The following is a 14,914-nucleotide window of genomic DNA, read 5'->3' on the forward strand; positions in this document are numbered from 1 at the left end:
AGGTGGCTGCTAGTCGCGCATGACCTCGGCGGCCCCACGCTCCAGCAGTTCTGCGGCGAGTTCCCGACCGAGTTCGACCGCGCGTGCGACCGGTCCGACCACGGAGGCGCGGATCTCGTCGGATCCGTCCAGCGCGGCCACACCCGCCCGCAGCGACAGCTCGTCGACGACGCGCCCGTCGTCGTCGAGCGACTCCACCACCTCCGCGATCGCGCCGACCGGCGCGGTGCACCCGGCCTCGAGGGCCGCCAGCACCGACCGTTCCGCGTCGACCGTGGCCCGGGATGGGGCGTCGTCGAGCTCGGCGAGAATGCTCACCAGTTCGGCATCATCGGAGCGGCACTCCACCGCGAGTGCGCCCTGTGCGGGCGCCGGGAGCAGCACGACCGGGTCGAATGCCTCGGTCACCTCGTCTTCGCGACCGATGCGGACCAACCCGGCTCGGGCCACCACCACTGCGTCGAGTTCGCCGCCGGCGACTTTGCCCAACCGAGTGTCCAGGTTGCCTCGTAGGGGGCGGATTTCCAAACCCAGACCCAGTGCGTTAAGCTGCGCGACCCTCCGCGGCGCCGACGTCCCGACCGTCGAGCCGGGAGGCAGCTCGCCGAGCACCCGTCCACCCGCGGCGACCAGCGCGTCCCGCGAGTCCGCCCGCGGCGGCACGGCCGCGATGGTCAGACCCTCCTCGGGCGCGGTCGGGAGGTCCTTGTAGCTGTGCACGGCGACGTCGATCTCGTCGTTGTGCAGGGCGGCGCGGATCGCCGTGGTGAAGACACCGACGCCGATCTTCTCCACCGGCTCGGCCGAGAGGTCGCCGGCCGTCGTGATGACGACGAGCTCCGCGTCGTGCCCGGCCTCGATCAGCGCGTCCCGGACGTCCCCGGACTGCGTGCGTGCCAGCAGCGACCCGCGTGTGCCGATCCGGATGGTCCCCCGACCCGTCACCGGGCTCCCCGTGCGGCGGGTGCGTCGTCGACGGCGAGTCCCGTCTCGGGAGCCGAGACCGACTCGGCCGCACCGGGGGTCAGCTCGAACAGCTCGCGCAGCGCTTCCGCGTAGTGGTCGCCGTTCGGGGTCGAGGCGAGCTGCTTCACGCGCACCGTCGGGGCGTGGAGCAGCTTGTCGACGACGCGGCGCACGGCCTTGGCCACCTCGTCCCGTTGCGGCTCGTCGAGCCCGGGCAGGCGGGTCTCCAGGCGCAGGATCTCGGCCTCGACCATCTCCGCGGCGCGCTGTCGCAGGGCGGTGACCGTCGGGGTGACCTCGGCCTGCCGCTGGTGGGCCAGGTAGTCGGCGAGTTCGCCGGCGACGATGTCGCGCGCCGCGGCGGCGTCGTCGGTGGCGGCCTGGGTGGCGGGCGTGCCGCGCAGGCTCTCGATGTCGACGACGTGGACGCCGGGGAGTCGGGCCGCGGCCGGGTCGACGTTGCGGGGCAGTCCGAGGTCGCAGATGACCAGCGGCGTCGACCGGGTGCGACGCGCGAGCGCGGAGTGGATCTCCCCCACGCTGACCACCGCGCCGACGGCACCGGTGCAGCTGACGAGCAGGTCGGCGTCGGCGACGGCGTCGGCGAGATCGGCCATGTCGACGGCGCGGGCGGCGACACCCTGGTGCGCCTGCACCGACTCGGCGAGGTGCTGCGCCTTCTCGGCGGTGCGGTTCACGACGGCGAGGTCGGTGACGCCCTCGCGGGCCAGGTGGGCCGCTGCGAGGCCGCCCATCGCGCCGGCGCCGAGGACGACCGCCGTGTCGAGGGTGGTGCCCCCGTCGGCCGACAGCAGACCGCGCGCACGGTCGACGGCGACGGACACCACCGACGCGCCGGCGCGGTCGATGCCGGTCTCGCTGTGCACCCGCTTGCCGACGCGCAGCGCCTGCTGGGCGAGCTCGTGCAGGACGCGGCCGGCCGAGGAGTGCTCGTCGGCGCTGGCGTAGGCGGCCCTGATCTGCCCGAGGATCTGCTGCTCGCCGACGACGAGCGAGTCGAGGCCCGCGGCCACCGTGAACAGGTGCTCGACGGCGGCCTCGGAGTAGCGGACGTACGCGTGGCGGGTCATCTCCGTGACGCTCATGCCCGAGTGCTCACCGAGGACGTCACCGACCGCCTCGAGAGCGGGGTGGAACGCGTCGACGACGGCGTACACCTCGACGCGGTTGCAGGTGGAGACCACCATCGCCTCGGAGATCTGCGGGACACGCAGCAGCCGGTCGACCAGCTTGGGCCGGTCACCGTCGGAGACGGCCAACCGCTCGAGCACCGGCACCGGTGCACTGCGGTGGGACACGCCGAACAGGAAGACGCTCACACGCTCACCTTCTCCCCGCAGCCGTCGCGGGAATCGATCCGGCCCCCGGGCGACGGCGGGTCGACCGCGTCGCGGGAGGCGTTGAACGAGAGCACCTGCAGCTCCAGCGCCAGGTCGACCGGGCGCACGTGCACGCTCGGCGGCGTGCGCAGGGTCACGGTGCTGACGTTGAGGATCTGGCGGATGCCGGCGTGGACGAACGCGTCGCAGGTCGACTGCGCGAGAGGGTCGGGCGTGGCGATCACGGCCACGTCCACCTCGCGTTCGACGCACTGTCGCGCCAGATCCGACATCGGTGCCACGGTGATGTCAACGGCCTCCGACCGGAATCCCGTACCCACGACGGCCGGATCCGTGTCGAACATCGCAACCACGCGGAACCCGCGGCCGAAACCGGTGTGGGCGATCAGTGCGCGCCCGAGCAGACCGGCCCCGGCGAGCGCGACGTTGTGCGTGTCCGACGTGCGCAGCGCGCGCGAGATGCGGGCGGTGAGGCGCGCGACGTCGTATCCGACGCCGCGGACGCCGTTGGCGCCGATGTGGGACAGGTCCTTGCGCAGGATCGCGGGATTCACGCCGGCGGCGATCGCGAGCTGACCGCTGGAGGTCACCACGACACCGTTCTCGCTCAGCGTGCGCAGCACGTGCAAATACGCGGCGAGCCGCGCGACGGACGCGGCCGGGATGTGCCCGCCGATGTCGGGATCGGGGGACGACGACTGCGGACCTCGCGTCATTGTCACCTCCGGCGTCGACCCGGACACACGGTGTGCCGGGTGAGGGCATTCGGCATCCGAGGGTATACCGCTTGTGAACGTGTTCACAAAGCGGCTCTCACCTGGACCGGAGGTCGGCGCGCAGTCGGGGTGCGTCGACCTCGCCGTAGCTGTGTTCGACGCCGTCGAGCAGAACCACGGGGAGTCGGTCGCCGAATTCCGCGCGCAGTTCGGGGTCGTCGGCGGCGGCCTCGTCGACGTCGACGACGGACAGGTCCGCCGCGAACTCCGCACACAGCGGTCGCAGGTCATCGAGGGCGCGTGCGCAGGCCGGACAGCCGGCGCGGGTGAGCAGGGTGACGGCCACGTCGACGATCCTCCCACCGCCCCGGGGCGGCGCTCGGGGCGCGTCCGGCCCGACGACTACTCTGGGAGACCCGCACCAGCAGGAGGCGATCCGGTGAGCGACACGCCCGGCGAGAACGATCCGGAGCGGTCGTCGACACAGGGCCCCACGGCCCCCGACGACGACCGTGACGCCGGCGGAACCGTCAGCAACTGGGTGTCCTCACGCGCTGTCCGGGCCGCCCAGTCGGGACGCGTCGGCCGCTTCCGTCAGTCCGCCGCCGAACTGCGCCACTCGTTGGCCGGTGAGGCCAGCGCCCAGGCCGCGTACAACACCCTGCAGCGCCGGGGCCGCGCCGACGGCGACCACCTCGACGACGAGCCCGGCACCCCCACCGACGTCCCGCCCGACCTCACCGCCGCGGCCTTCTTCGACGTCGACAACACCCTGGTCCAGGGCGCGTCGATCGTGCACTTCGCCCGCGGTCTGGCCGCCCGCGACTACTTCTCCTACCGCGACATGGCGGAGTTCATCTGGGCCCAGGCCAAGTTCCGCATCACCGGCCGCGAGAACGCCGACGACGTCGCGTCGGGCCGGGAGAAGGCCCTGAGCTTCATCGCCGGTCGCTCGACCGAGGAACTCGTCCGCCTGGGCGAGGAGATCTTCGACGAGGTCATCGCGGACAAGATCTGGCCCGGCACACGGACTCTCGCGCAGATGCACCTCGACGCCGGCCAGCAGGTCTGGCTGGTCACCGCCACGCCCGTCGAACTCGCGCAGACCATCGCCGACCGCCTCGGTCTCACCGGTGCCCTCGGGACCGTCGCCGAGAGCGTCGACGGCAAGTTCACCGGGCGACTCGTCGGCGACATCCTGCACGGCCTCGGCAAGGCCCACGCCGTCCGCAGCCTCGCGATCCGTGAGGGGCTGAACCTCAAGCGGTGCACCGCATACTCCGACTCCCACAACGACGTGCCGATGCTGTCGCTGTGCGGGACCGCCGTCGCGATCAACCCCGACGCCGACCTGCGCGACGTCGCCCGGGTCCGCGGCTGGGAGATCCGTGACTACCGCACGGCCCGCAAGGCCGCCAAGATCGGCCTCCCCACCGCCGTCCTCCTCGGCGCCGCCGGTGGCGGCGCCGTCGCCGCGGCCCGTCGTTTCCGCGACTGATCCGGGCGATACATCACGGCGGCGTCCACAGCCCCCACCGCCAGCCCTCGGCACGTGCTTTGTGCACAGGTCGACGCTGATCGGTGACCTCTGTGGACAACTCCGTCCGGCACAGCCGATTCGTCGCGACTCGATCCCACGCTGTCCCACATGCAGGACGTGGGGGTGCACACATGGAAGACGTTGGTGGGCCGGGGAGAAACTCAGGCCGGCGTGCGGCGAGCGGTGGCGGCGGGAACCCTGATCCGGCTCCGTCGGGGGTGGTACGCCACGCCTGCTGCCGACCAGCGTGTCGTCGAGGCAGTGCGCCGGGGCGGCGTGCTGAGTTGTGTGTCGGCTCTGCGCTTCAGGGGGATCTGGGTGCCGGGTCGCTCTGACGACGTCCACGCCCGGGCGGGCGTGAGCCGCGATCGCACCGGAGTGTTCTGCTCACAGCACGGCAGACCCGAATCGGTGATCGGCCCGGTCGACGAGATCCCGATCGCGCTCCGGCACGCGGCGCGCTGTCTCGATGGCGAAGGGTTGATCGTCGTGTGCGACTCGATCGTGGAACGGGGACACTTCACCGTCGACGACCTCCGGGCGATCCTGCGCGATGCGCCCGTACGCGTCCGATCGCTGCTCGACCGATGCGACGGTGCGTCACAATCCGGGACGGAGACGATGGTGCGCCTACGTCTCCGCGCCCGGAACATCCCGGTCCGGACCCAGGTCGTCATACGCGACGTCGGATGTGTCGACCTCGTCGTGGGGGACAGACTGATCATCGAGACCGACGGCGAGCGCTATCACTCCGGGATCGAGAGGTTCACCGAGGATCGGAGACGTGATCGCGAGGCCGCCCGTCTGGGGTACATCACCTTGCGCCTCACCTACGCCGACGTCGTCGACAGGTGGGAGCGGACCGAGGAACTCATCGTGGAGATGGTGCGGGCGCGTCGTCACCGATGGCCACGCCGCAACCAGCACGGATGAGGTCTGCCGCGTGCACAGTGCACACGGCGGACCGTATTCGCGTCGGTTGTGGACCGATCAGCCGAAATAGACCGAACCGCGGCGGCTGAGCATGCGGTAGAGGGTCTGTTGGATCTCCTCGCGCACGTGGTCGGTGAGGTCGAAGACGACCATGGGGTCGTCGGCGGCCTGCTCGTCGTAGCGGTTGGTCTCGATGGGCTTGCCGAAGTGGATGTGCCACTTCGCGGGCAGCGGGACCAGTCCGAGCGGACCGAGGAGCGGGAAGGTCGGGGTGACGGGCAGGTAGGGCAACCCCAGGACCCGGGCCAGCGGCTTGAGGTCGCTGAGCATCGGGTAGATCTCCTCCGACCCGACGATCGAGACCGGCACGATCGGCACCGCGGTGCGCAGGGCGGTGGTGACGAACCCGCCGCGTCCGAACCGCTGCAGCTTGTAGCGATCGCGGTACAGCTTGCCGACACCCTTGAACCCCTCGGGCCAGACGGCGGTCATCTCACCCGACCGCAGCAGCCGCTCGGCGTCGGCGGTGCACGCCAGCGTCGACCCGGTGCGACGCGCGAGCGCCCCGACGAACGGCGACTCCAGCGCGAGGTCCGCGGCGAGCATCCGCAGGAACCGCTCCCGCGGATGGTGGTCGTGCACGGCGACCGACAGCATGAGCGCGTCGACGGGAACGGTCCCCGCATGGTTGGCGACGAGCAGCGCACCGCCGTCGTCGGGGAGGTTCTCCACACCGGTGACCTCGACGCGGAACCACTTGTCGAACAGCACCCGCATGGCGGGCAGGAAGACGTTCTCGGTGAAGTGGCGGTCGAAGCCGAAGTCGTCGATCTCGTAGTCGCCGGTGAGCCGCTCGCGGAGATACCCGGCGCTCGAGACGACGGAGTCGGCGACGGCCGACCGGATGCCGCCGAGACTGAACAGCGGGCTGCCCGTCCGCTGGACGGGGAGGCCCGACTCGTCGATCCGGGGGACGACGTCGGCGCTGATGGGGGTGACGTCGGCGTCGCCGAAGCCGTCGGTGTTCGGATGCCCGAGAGAACCCTCCGACGGCGTCACGGGCCGCGGGGTGGTGCGTCGCGAGGGGGCAGGTGCCGAGCGTTGCTGCGAGGGATGCCGACGGCGCCCCGCATCCGTCGGCGAGGCCGGCGGCGACGCGTAGAGCTGGATGACCTTCGCGGTGCGTGAGTCCGGTGCGTTGTTGCTCTTTGCCACGGTCACACCCCTGCCGACACCATCGTCCCCCGCCGTTCTCCGCCCCCGTACACGTGCGCGTTCAGTGTAGGAGGTAAAGCCGCGTCGTGCTCAATCACGCGCGCCCACCGTCACCTCAGGCCAACGCCCGGGCGGTGTCGACGATGCGCTGCTCGAGGCGATGCCACGCGGCCGCGGAGACGACGGGCTCGAGCGGCTTGCGCGCGATGAAGTCGTCGAGGGTCTCCAGACTCGTCCGCCGGGGCGCGAACCCCAGCTCGGCGCGCATGCGTGTGGTGTCGAGGACACGTCCGTAGGTCAGGTAGCCGGCCTGGTCGCCGTGCAGGGTGTTGATGCCCATGTTGCGGAACACACCGGCCACCGTGCCCATGAGGTTCGCGGGGACGGGCAGCTCGATGCGTCCCGCCCGGCGGATGGCCTGGGCGAGGGTGACGACGCCGTCCGCGGCGAGGTTGAACGTGCCCGCCCGACCGAGCAGCGTCGCGTGCTCGATCGCCGCGAGTGCGTCCTCCTCGTGCAGGAACTGCAGGCGCGGCTGGTAGCCGAGCACCACCGGGATGATCGGCGACGAGAAGTAGTTGCTCATCCGCGTCGAGATCTGCGGACCGAGGATGGCGGTGGGCCGCAGGATCGTCACCGCGATGTCCTGCCGTCGCCGCGACAGGCCGCGTGCGTACGACTCCACGTCGAGGAGATCGCGGGCGTAGCCGGTGGTCGGCTCCTCCCGGGCGCGGGTCTGTTCGGAGAAGTGCGCGGGATCCGCCGCGCTGGCGCCGTAGACCATGCCCGACGACCGCACGATGACCCGTTTGACCGACGGCGCCCGCTGGCAGGCGGCGCACACCTGCATCGCGCCGATCACCGTGAGTTCCTTGATGGCCGGCGTGTGGCCGACGGTGTCCATCACCGAGGTCGCCGCGTGCACGACGGTGTCGACGCCGGCGGCGTCGATGATGCGTCCGATGGTGGGGCGACGGATGTCGGCGCGGACGAACTCGGCGCGGCCCATCCGTCGCATCATGTCCTTGCTGGGGACGCGGGAGTCGACGGTGATGACCCGCTCGATGGCGGGGTTCTGCGCCAGTCGGGTGGTCAGATACCCGCCCAGGAACGTCGAGGCCCCGGTGACGAGCACGACCGAGGGTGAGGCGGGAGCGTCGCTCATGGCGTCAGGCTAGCCGCAACGCACTCCGACCCGCCGCGCATGCGACGGGTCGGAGGGTGGTCGTGGAGTGTGCCGGTCGGGCGGGCCCGCCGACACATGCATCACTTGCCGAGCTTGCGACGCTGCACGCGGGTGCGGCGGAGAAGCTTGCGGTGCTTCTTCTTCGACATGCGCTTGCGGCGCTTTTTGATCACTGACCCCATGGGGCACCTCACGTTCTCTACCGGGCGATTGGTGGTACTCGGCTCGTCGGACTCACGGCGTCGGCATGCGGCCCACCCGAACCCGGGCGGGCGCGCGCCGGACCGGCGAGCGCAACAGGGGTCCAGGGTACTCCGGGGGCGTGGGACGGACGAAATCAGCCCATGGTGGGGCCGGGTGTCGCCGCAGGTCGCCCGGGACGCGGTGGTCCCGTCCGAGGGGGACGATCACCCCACGTCGAAGTAGGAGTTCTCCAGGTAGTCGTGGACGGCCTTGGCGTGGACCCGGAACGACCGGCCCACCCGCACGGCAGGGAGCTCACCGTTGTGCACCAGGCGATACACGGTCATCTTCGACACGCGCATGAGGGCCGCGACCTCCGCGACCGTGAGGAACTGCGTACCCGAACCGGCACTGTTCGACGGCCCTGCGCCGGGGGCGCTGGGTCGGTCGCCAGGCGTGTTTGCAGGCGCCATTGAATTTTCGACCTCCGGTGCACGCGTCGCGGCCGCGGGCTTCCCCTCCCGCGGACACCAGACACGCACGTGCTCAGGGCAGCTTAGCGTGGCGCATGGGAAAGTTGCGACGTGAGTGGGTGACCTTTTCGATATTTCTCGGTCATCTGGCCGATATCTGTGACGCGGGAGCCGTCCACCCGGGCTCCGCGGCTGGTCAGCCCTCGTTGTCGCCGTTCGGGGCGGGCATCCGCAGGGCGGCGCTCGCCGCCGCGTTCGCGCGCAACGCGTCGTAGAAGGCGTGTCGGAACCCGTGCGACTCCAGCTCGCGGATGGCCTCGGCGGTCGTCCCCGCCGGTGAGGTCACCGCGGCCCGCAGGTCCACCGGCGACAACCCCGAGTCGGTGAGCAGCACACCCGCGCCGCGGATGGTCTGCGCGGCGAGCAGCGTCGCCGTCGCCCGGGTCAGTCCCAGTCCGACGCCGGCGTCGATCATCGCCTCGGCCATCAGGAACGCGTAGGCGGGTCCGGAACCGGACACGGCGGTGATGGCGTCCATCTGCTTCTCGGCGACGACGATGACCTTGCCGACCGACTCGAGCAGCGACGCGACCGTCCCGACGTGTTCGTCGGTGGCGTAGCGACCGCCGGTGATCGCGGACATCGCCTCACCCACGAGCATCGGCGTGTTCGGCATGACCCGCACCACGGGCGCACCCGCGGGCAGGGCGTCCTCGTAGTGCCGCGTCGGCAACCCGGCGACGAGGCTCACGGTCAGCCGTTCCGTCTCACCGCTGTCCTCGACGCCGGAGATGATCCCCAGCACGCCGTCGACGTCGGCGGGCTTGATCGCGAGGACCACGATCGCCGCGCCCTCGACGGCGTCGGCGATGTCGGTGACGCGGACGCCGTAGTCCTCCGTCAGCTCGCTCGCCCGCCCGGCGTTCTTCTCGGCGACGACGAGGTCCCGCGTCGGTCGGCCCGACCGGACCAGTCCCGAGAGCAGTGCCTCACCGATCTTGCCGCCGCCGATGATGGCGACCCGTGTGGTCATGCGTGTCCTTTCCGAGGTGCCGCCGGCGCGCCTTCCCCAGGCGCCTCCGGCACGAGGGCGAGTTGTCGCGACTGGGCGACCACCGCGCCGGTGCTGTCGATGACGAGGTGGTCCTCCTCGAACCATCCCTGACCGATCTCGGCGGAGGTGACCCGCCCCCGCAACCATCCCGGTGCGGGCCGACGACGCAGGTACGTCGTCATCTGCAGGGTGGGCGCCCAGCCGAAGATGCCGAGGTTCATCACGACCGGCATCGACAGGTCGCCGCACAGGACGGCGAAGAACCCGTCGGTCTCGCCACCGATCGGCCGTGCCCAGAACCGGGTCTCGGGGGCGCCGGTCGCGCCGCTCATCACCGGTACCGACGAGCGGTCGTAGATCATGTCGATCGCCGCGGCGAGGTGCACGATGTCGGCCACCGGGGAGCCCTGGACCGGTGCGCCGTCGGCGGGCGGGTCGACGGGCATCGACGCGAGGACGTCGGGCACCTCGGAGTGCCGGGGCGTGCCGTGATCGGGCGCCGCGAGGGTGATGACGGACCGCACGGCGTCGCGTCCGTCCTGGCCGACCACCACGTCGACCAGCGACACCCGTCGGCCGCGTTTGACGACGGTCGCGACGACGTCGACGTCGCGCGGTTCGGGCGCCCGCAGGTAGTCGCTCGAGATGGCGACCGGGATCAGGTCGTCGCGACCGCACGCCGCGACGGCGGCGTGGGCGGAGACGGCCTGCAGCGCACCGCCGTGCACCTTCGGGCCGATGGTGAAGACGGGGTCGACGGTGGTGGAGAACCGCACGATGTCGGCCGATCCGCCGTCGGGGTGCCGGTCCAGTCGGCCGAGGTCGGCCACGGAGACGGTCACGGGCGGTCCCTTCCGGTCGGCGCGGGGTCGCGGGCGAGGTGTTCGCGGGCCAGGTGCTCGCGGGCGAAGGCCAGGGAGCGGGCGAGGATCTCCGCCCGCTCGGGTTTGGTGCGTGCCGACCCGGTGGAGACCTCCAGGACGACGGCGCCGTCGAAGTCGCTCTCGGCGAGGCGTCGGCAGACCTCCACACACGGCTGGGTCCCGTCGCCGGGCACCAGGTGTTCGTCGACCGCCGCGCCGACACCGTCGGTGAGGTGCAGGTGGTTCAGTCCCGAGCCCATCCGCTCCAGCATCGCCAGCGCGTCGTGCCCGGCGGTCGCCGTGTGCGACAGGTCCAGCGTGTAGTGCCGGAACCCGTCGTCGGTGGGGTCGATGGACGTGCCGAACGCCGACACCGCCGGCCCCGGACCGCCGCGACGGGACATGCGTTCGGCCGCCTCGGTGTACTTGCCGAACACGCGGTCGGCGCGCATGGGGAACATGTTCTCCACCGCGACGGCCACGCCGCTCTCCTCGAGTTCGGCGACCGTCTCCGCGAACGCCTTCACGTAGCGCCGCTGCCACCGGAACGGCGGGTGCACGACGACGGTGGCCGCACCGAGCTGCGCGGCGGCGTCGACCGACCGGGCGAGCTTCGCGATCGGGTCACGCCCCCAGACGCGCTGCGAGATCAGCAGGCACGGGGCGTGGACGCTGAGCACCGGGACGGCGTACCGGTCCGACAGGTAGGCGACGTGGTCGATGTCCTGGCTGACCGCCTCACCCCACACCATCAGCTCGACGCCGTCGAAGCCGAGTTCGTTCGCGTACTGGAACGCCGCCTCGGTGTTCTGCGGGTAGACCGATGCGGTGGACAGGCCGACAGGGATGTCGACCCTCATCGGCGGACTCCCCCGATGCGCACGTCAGCTGCCCGACGCGAGCAGCGCCAGCGGCCCGAGGGTGACGATCAGTCCCACGGCCAGCGCGATCAGCGTCGACAGGAGATCCGAACTCCGCCGGACGACGTGCACGAACGTCACAAGCCCGAAGACCACGACGATCGCCAGGACCAGCGCGAAGTAGACGTTCCACCGCCACAGCTCGGTGAAGCCGAGGAACAGCCCGACACCGACGAGGAGTCCGAGCACGATCTGCAGGCCGAGCATCGCCCACTGGCGGCCGGCCGAGGGCTCGGCGGTGTCGTGGTCGGTGTCGCGGTCGGTGTCCGGGGTGGCGTCGTCGTCGGCACGCGGGCTGTCCGCGCCACGCCAGGCCGGGCGGACGTCGCCCTGTGCCTTGTCGAGGTCGACGACACCGGTGTCGGGGGTTGGGTCCGCGGCGAACCGGGTCGTCCACGGCGCCTCGGAGGCGCGCTCGGGCTCGTCGTCGACGTCCGCGGTGTCGGACCAGGCGCGCGCTCCCCACTCCGGCTGCGCGACGTCGGTCAGCTCGGTGGGGGTGTCGTCAGGGGCCTCGAGCCGGTCGTCGGCGCCCCCCGCGAGCAGGTTTGTGTGAGCCATGGTGACGTCGTCGTCGGGCACGGCCGTCGCCTCGGTGTCGCTGTCCGGGCGCGGACGACGCAGCGCGCCGAACAGTCCACGCCGACGCCGCGGCGTCTCCTCGTCGACGTCGACGTCGTCGAAGTTCCGGTAGCTCTCGAACGCGCGGTCGCGCTCCTCCTGCGTCATGCCCGCGAGGTCGTCGGGGTCGTGACCGTCGGGATCATGCGGCGCACCGAACCGCGGGATGATGCCGGTGACCTCGTCGGCGCGCTCGTCGCCGGTGGTGTCGGCGTCGTCCGACACCTCGGGGCGCGACCGCGTGAACCGGTCGCGGACGTCGGCGCTGTTCAGGTCGCGCGTCGCCGGTGGGGTATCCGGACCGGCCGGGCGCGACCATGCGCCGGCGTCGTCACCCCAGGTCGGCCGTGGCTCCCCCGACCGCGGGAAGTGGCCGTCGTGGCCGGGCGCCGTCGGCCGATCGGACCGCGGGAACGGCGAGCGGGCGGGCGGCTCCGGGACGTGGGGCTCATCCGGGACGAACGCGGACGCGGCGGCGAGGTGGTCGGTGGACGGCGCGGCATCGCTCAGCTCGTCACCGACGCCGACGGGGCGGACGTCGGCAGGTGCCTCGTCCTCGACGGGCTCGGCCCGGCGCCTGCGGCCGACGCGCGCCTCCTCCGGGGCCGGGGCGGGGGCCTCGACCTCGTCGCGGTCGATGGCGCGGAACGACCCGGAATGGGCACCGCCCCGGATGCGCGGGATCTCACCGGTCAGCTCGGCCACCGACACCGACCCCTCCGACCCGCGCCGACGACGACCCGTCGGCGCGGAGTTCGCAGAGGCGTCACCCGCAGACGGTGGATCACCGGCGGCATCCTCGGCCGCTCGGCGCGCGAGGATCTCCGCGACCGAGATCGGCCGCGATTCCGGGTCGGGTTCTCTCGCCATCGGTGTCCTCTCGTCGGGTGATTCGTGTGCACGCCGGCGTCGCCGGTTCGCTCGTGCCCGCCGGTGTCGCTAGCCCCGGCTGGGCACCGACGGCCGCGGCGCCAGCAGCGCGTCGGTCGCGGTGGGCTCGGCGTCGAGCCGTCGCAGGATGACACCCTCCCGCAGGGCCCACGGACAGATCTCCAGGGTATCGACACCCATCGCCCGCATCGACGCCTCGGCCACCAGGGCACCCGCGACGAGCTGGCCGGCGCGGTCCTCGCTGACCCCTTCGAGCTCGGCGCGGTCGGGGGTCGACATCCGCGAGATGAACGCGATGAGCTGACGCAGCCCACTGCTGGTCAGCGTGCGCTTCACGCGCGGTCCGGCGCTCGACGGGGCCGCGCCGGTGAGGCGGGCCAACGACCGGAACGTCTTGGACGTACCGACCGCGAGGTCGGGGCTGCCGACGTCGGCCATTGCCTTGGCGGTGTCGGCGAGTTCGGCGTCGAGCCAGTCGCGCAGCACGGCCACCCGTCGCTTGCCCGGCGGGTCCTCCGACAGCCACTCGCGGGTCAACCGTCCGGCACCCAGCGGGAGCGACACCGCGACGTCGGGATCCTCGTCGACCCCGTTGCTCAGCTCCAGCGACCCGCCGCCGATGTCGAGGGCGAGGATCCGCCCGGCGCTCCAGCCATACCAGCGGCGCACGGCGAGCGAGGTCAGCCGGGCCTCGTCGGTACCCGAGAGCACCTGGACGCGGACACCGGTGCTGTCGGCGACGGCGTCGAGGACCGCGTCACAGTTGGTCGCGTCGCGCACCGCCGACGTCGCGAACGCCATGACCTGCTCACAGCCACTGCTGCGGGCGATGGTGGTGAACTCCTCGACGGCCTCGGTGAGCGCGGCCGCCCCGGACGACGAAAGCTCACCCGACGCGCCGATCTGTTCGGCCAGACGCAGCGTCGACTTGGTCGAGCTCATCGGCGTGGGGTGTCCACCACGATGAGCATCGACCACCAGCAGGTGGACGGTGTTGCTGCCCACGTCGAGAACTCCCAGTCGCACGGGGACAACCTACTGCGTCGCACTTCCCGTCGCGGGCAGGGCGACGCCGACCCCGCCCGTGGCGACTAGCGTTGCCCGGGTGCAGGCACGTGATGAACGACCGGACCCCGTGCCCGAGGTCCCGCTCGACTTCCCGCGGGAGTGGGTCGAGTTCTTCGATCCCGCAGACCCCGAACACCTCGTCAGCGCGGACCTGACGTGGCTCCTGTCGCACTGGACGTGTGTGTTCGGCACGCCGGCGTGCCACGGGATCATCGAGGGCCGCCCCGACGACGGGTGCTGCAACCACGGGGCCTATCTGTCCGACGCCGACGACCGCGAGCGGCTCGAACGCGGGATGTCGATGCTGACCGCCGAGGACTGGCAGTTCCACGCCAAGGGCTCGGGCAAGGACCCGTTGGGCAAGCGCGGATACCTCGAGGAGGGTGAACTCGAGGACGAGCCTGCCCTCAAGACCCGGGTCCACAAGGGCGCGTGCATCTTCCTCAACCGGCCCGGGTTCGCCGGCGGCGTCGGCTGCGCGTTGCACGGGATGGCGCTCCGGAAGGGCCTCGAGCCGCTGACCGTGAAGCCCGACGTGTGTTGGCAGCTGCCGGTCCGTCGCGAGCAGGACTGGGTAGACCGTCCCGACGGCACCCAGATCCTGAAGACGACGATCACCGAGTACGACCGCCGAGGGTGGGGCGAGGGCGGTCACGACCTGAAGTGGTACTGCTCGGGGTCGCCGGAGGCGCACGTCGGCGCCGAGCCGGTGTGGAAGTCGTACGCCCCCGAGCTCACCGAGCTGATCGGTGCCGACGCCTACGAGGAACTCGCCCGCATCTGCCGACGCCGCGCCGGACTGGGCATCGTCGCGGTCCACCCCGCGACCGCCGCTGCGACCGGCCGCCGGGAGACCGACATCAAGTACTCCGAACTCGCGCCGGAGTAGACGTCATCCGATGCAGTTCTTCCCGCTGAGCGGGA

The 14,914-nt window shown here is 71.7% G+C and carries 16 protein-coding genes; 3 read left to right on the forward strand and 13 right to left on the reverse strand.

Annotation, left to right across the window (positions count from 1 at the left end; translation table 11 throughout):
* Positions 1 to 9: 9 nt before the first annotated feature.
* From hemC to ACXVUM_RS03855, 4 genes are all read right to left on the reverse strand, one after another.
* Positions 10 to 945 (reverse strand): hydroxymethylbilane synthase, encoded by a 936-nt coding sequence (hemC, locus tag ACXVUM_RS03840; RefSeq protein WP_458520544.1) that lies wholly within the window; start codon positions 943 to 945, stop codon positions 10 to 12.
* Entirely contained in the window at positions 942 to 2,306 is a 1,365-nt protein-coding gene (locus ACXVUM_RS03845) for a glutamyl-tRNA reductase (protein WP_253655406.1), read from the reverse strand. The genes hemC and ACXVUM_RS03845 overlap by 4 nt, the downstream gene beginning before the upstream one ends.
* Positions 2,303 to 3,043, reverse strand: coding sequence for a redox-sensing transcriptional repressor Rex (locus ACXVUM_RS03850; RefSeq protein WP_458520545.1), 741 nt, complete (start codon positions 3,041 to 3,043; stop codon positions 2,303 to 2,305). Before ACXVUM_RS03850 ends, ACXVUM_RS03845 begins: the two co-directional genes overlap by 4 nt.
* Before the next feature lie 97 nt (positions 3,044 to 3,140).
* On the reverse strand, positions 3,141 to 3,389 hold the full coding sequence (locus ACXVUM_RS03855) for a glutaredoxin family protein (protein ID WP_253655404.1): 249 nt from the start codon (positions 3,387 to 3,389) through the stop codon (positions 3,141 to 3,143).
* 93 nt (positions 3,390 to 3,482) lie between these two features.
* Here ACXVUM_RS03855 and ACXVUM_RS03860 point away from each other — a divergent pair, with 93 nt between their 5' ends.
* Both ACXVUM_RS03860 and ACXVUM_RS03865 read left to right on the forward strand, forming a co-directional pair.
* Positions 3,483 to 4,541 (forward strand): HAD family hydrolase, encoded by a 1,059-nt coding sequence (locus tag ACXVUM_RS03860; RefSeq protein WP_458520546.1) that lies wholly within the window; start codon positions 3,483 to 3,485, stop codon positions 4,539 to 4,541.
* 150 nt (positions 4,542 to 4,691) lie between these two features.
* A complete protein-coding gene (locus tag ACXVUM_RS03865) occupies positions 4,692 to 5,516 on the forward strand; it encodes a DUF559 domain-containing protein (RefSeq protein WP_458520547.1) in 825 nt (274 codons plus the stop codon).
* A gap of 57 nt (positions 5,517 to 5,573) precedes the next feature.
* Here ACXVUM_RS03865 and ACXVUM_RS03870 read toward each other — a convergent pair whose 3' ends face one another.
* From ACXVUM_RS03870 to ACXVUM_RS03910, 9 genes are all read right to left on the reverse strand, one after another.
* Entirely contained in the window at positions 5,574 to 6,737 is a 1,164-nt protein-coding gene (locus ACXVUM_RS03870; protein ID WP_458520548.1) for a lysophospholipid acyltransferase family protein, read from the reverse strand.
* A 109-nt stretch (positions 6,738 to 6,846) separates the two neighbouring features.
* On the reverse strand, positions 6,847 to 7,896 hold the full coding sequence (locus ACXVUM_RS03875) for an NAD-dependent epimerase/dehydratase family protein (protein WP_458520549.1): 1,050 nt from the start codon (positions 7,894 to 7,896) through the stop codon (positions 6,847 to 6,849).
* A gap of 101 nt (positions 7,897 to 7,997) precedes the next feature.
* A complete protein-coding gene (locus ACXVUM_RS03880) occupies positions 7,998 to 8,099 on the reverse strand; it encodes a 30S ribosomal protein bS22 (RefSeq protein WP_003402602.1) in 102 nt (33 codons plus the stop codon).
* Positions 8,100 to 8,324: 225 nt separating this feature from the next.
* Positions 8,325 to 8,573, reverse strand: a complete 249-nt coding sequence (locus ACXVUM_RS03885; RefSeq protein ID WP_458520550.1) for a helix-turn-helix domain-containing protein — start codon at positions 8,571 to 8,573, stop codon at positions 8,325 to 8,327.
* 196 nt (positions 8,574 to 8,769) lie between these two features.
* Positions 8,770 to 9,606, reverse strand: coding sequence for a pyrroline-5-carboxylate reductase (proC, locus tag ACXVUM_RS03890; protein ID WP_458520551.1), 837 nt, complete (start codon positions 9,604 to 9,606; stop codon positions 8,770 to 8,772).
* Positions 9,603 to 10,469 (reverse strand): thioesterase family protein, encoded by an 867-nt coding sequence (locus ACXVUM_RS03895; RefSeq protein WP_458520552.1) that lies wholly within the window; start codon positions 10,467 to 10,469, stop codon positions 9,603 to 9,605. The genes proC and ACXVUM_RS03895 overlap by 4 nt, the downstream gene beginning before the upstream one ends.
* On the reverse strand, positions 10,466 to 11,350 hold the full coding sequence (locus ACXVUM_RS03900; protein ID WP_458520553.1) for a sugar phosphate isomerase/epimerase family protein: 885 nt from the start codon (positions 11,348 to 11,350) through the stop codon (positions 10,466 to 10,468). The genes ACXVUM_RS03895 and ACXVUM_RS03900 overlap by 4 nt, the downstream gene beginning before the upstream one ends.
* Positions 11,351 to 11,374: 24 nt before the next feature.
* Complete coding sequence (locus ACXVUM_RS03905) at positions 11,375 to 12,901, reverse strand: hypothetical protein (RefSeq protein ID WP_458520554.1); 1,527 nt, start codon at positions 12,899 to 12,901, stop codon at positions 11,375 to 11,377.
* A 69-nt stretch (positions 12,902 to 12,970) separates the two neighbouring features.
* A complete protein-coding gene (locus ACXVUM_RS03910; RefSeq protein ID WP_458520555.1) occupies positions 12,971 to 13,948 on the reverse strand; it encodes a Ppx/GppA phosphatase family protein in 978 nt (325 codons plus the stop codon).
* A 79-nt stretch (positions 13,949 to 14,027) separates the two neighbouring features.
* Here ACXVUM_RS03910 and ACXVUM_RS03915 point away from each other — a divergent pair, with 79 nt between their 5' ends.
* Entirely contained in the window at positions 14,028 to 14,879 is an 852-nt protein-coding gene (locus tag ACXVUM_RS03915; protein ID WP_458520556.1) for a hypothetical protein, read from the forward strand.
* The last annotated feature ends 35 nt before the right edge of the window (positions 14,880 to 14,914 follow it).

The sequence above is a fragment of the Williamsia sp. SKLECPSW1 genome (assembly GCF_054332755.1).

Bases quoted from the DNA above. Each gene is read 5' to 3' on its own strand.
- ACXVUM_RS03875 (WP_458520549.1), bottom strand. From the start codon at position 7,896: ATGAGCGACGCTCCCGCCTCACCCTCGGTCGTGCTCGTCACCGGGGCC.
- ACXVUM_RS03880 (WP_003402602.1), bottom strand. From the start codon at position 8,099: ATGGGGTCAGTGATCAAAAAGCGCCGCAAGCGCATGTCGAAGAAGAAG.
- proC (WP_458520551.1), bottom strand. From the start codon at position 9,606: ATGACCACACGGGTCGCCATCATCGGCGGCGGCAAGATCGGTGAGGCA.
- ACXVUM_RS03885 (WP_458520550.1), bottom strand. From the start codon at position 8,573: ATGGCGCCTGCAAACACGCCTGGCGACCGACCCAGCGCCCCCGGCGCA.
- ACXVUM_RS03865 (WP_458520547.1), top strand. From the start codon at position 4,692: ATGCAGGACGTGGGGGTGCACACATGGAAGACGTTGGTGGGCCGGGGA.
- ACXVUM_RS03900 (WP_458520553.1), bottom strand. From the start codon at position 11,350: ATGAGGGTCGACATCCCTGTCGGCCTGTCCACCGCATCGGTCTACCCG.
- ACXVUM_RS03850 (WP_458520545.1), bottom strand. From the start codon at position 3,043: ATGACGCGAGGTCCGCAGTCGTCGTCCCCCGATCCCGACATCGGCGGG.
- ACXVUM_RS03905 (WP_458520554.1), bottom strand. From the start codon at position 12,901: ATGGCGAGAGAACCCGACCCGGAATCGCGGCCGATCTCGGTCGCGGAG.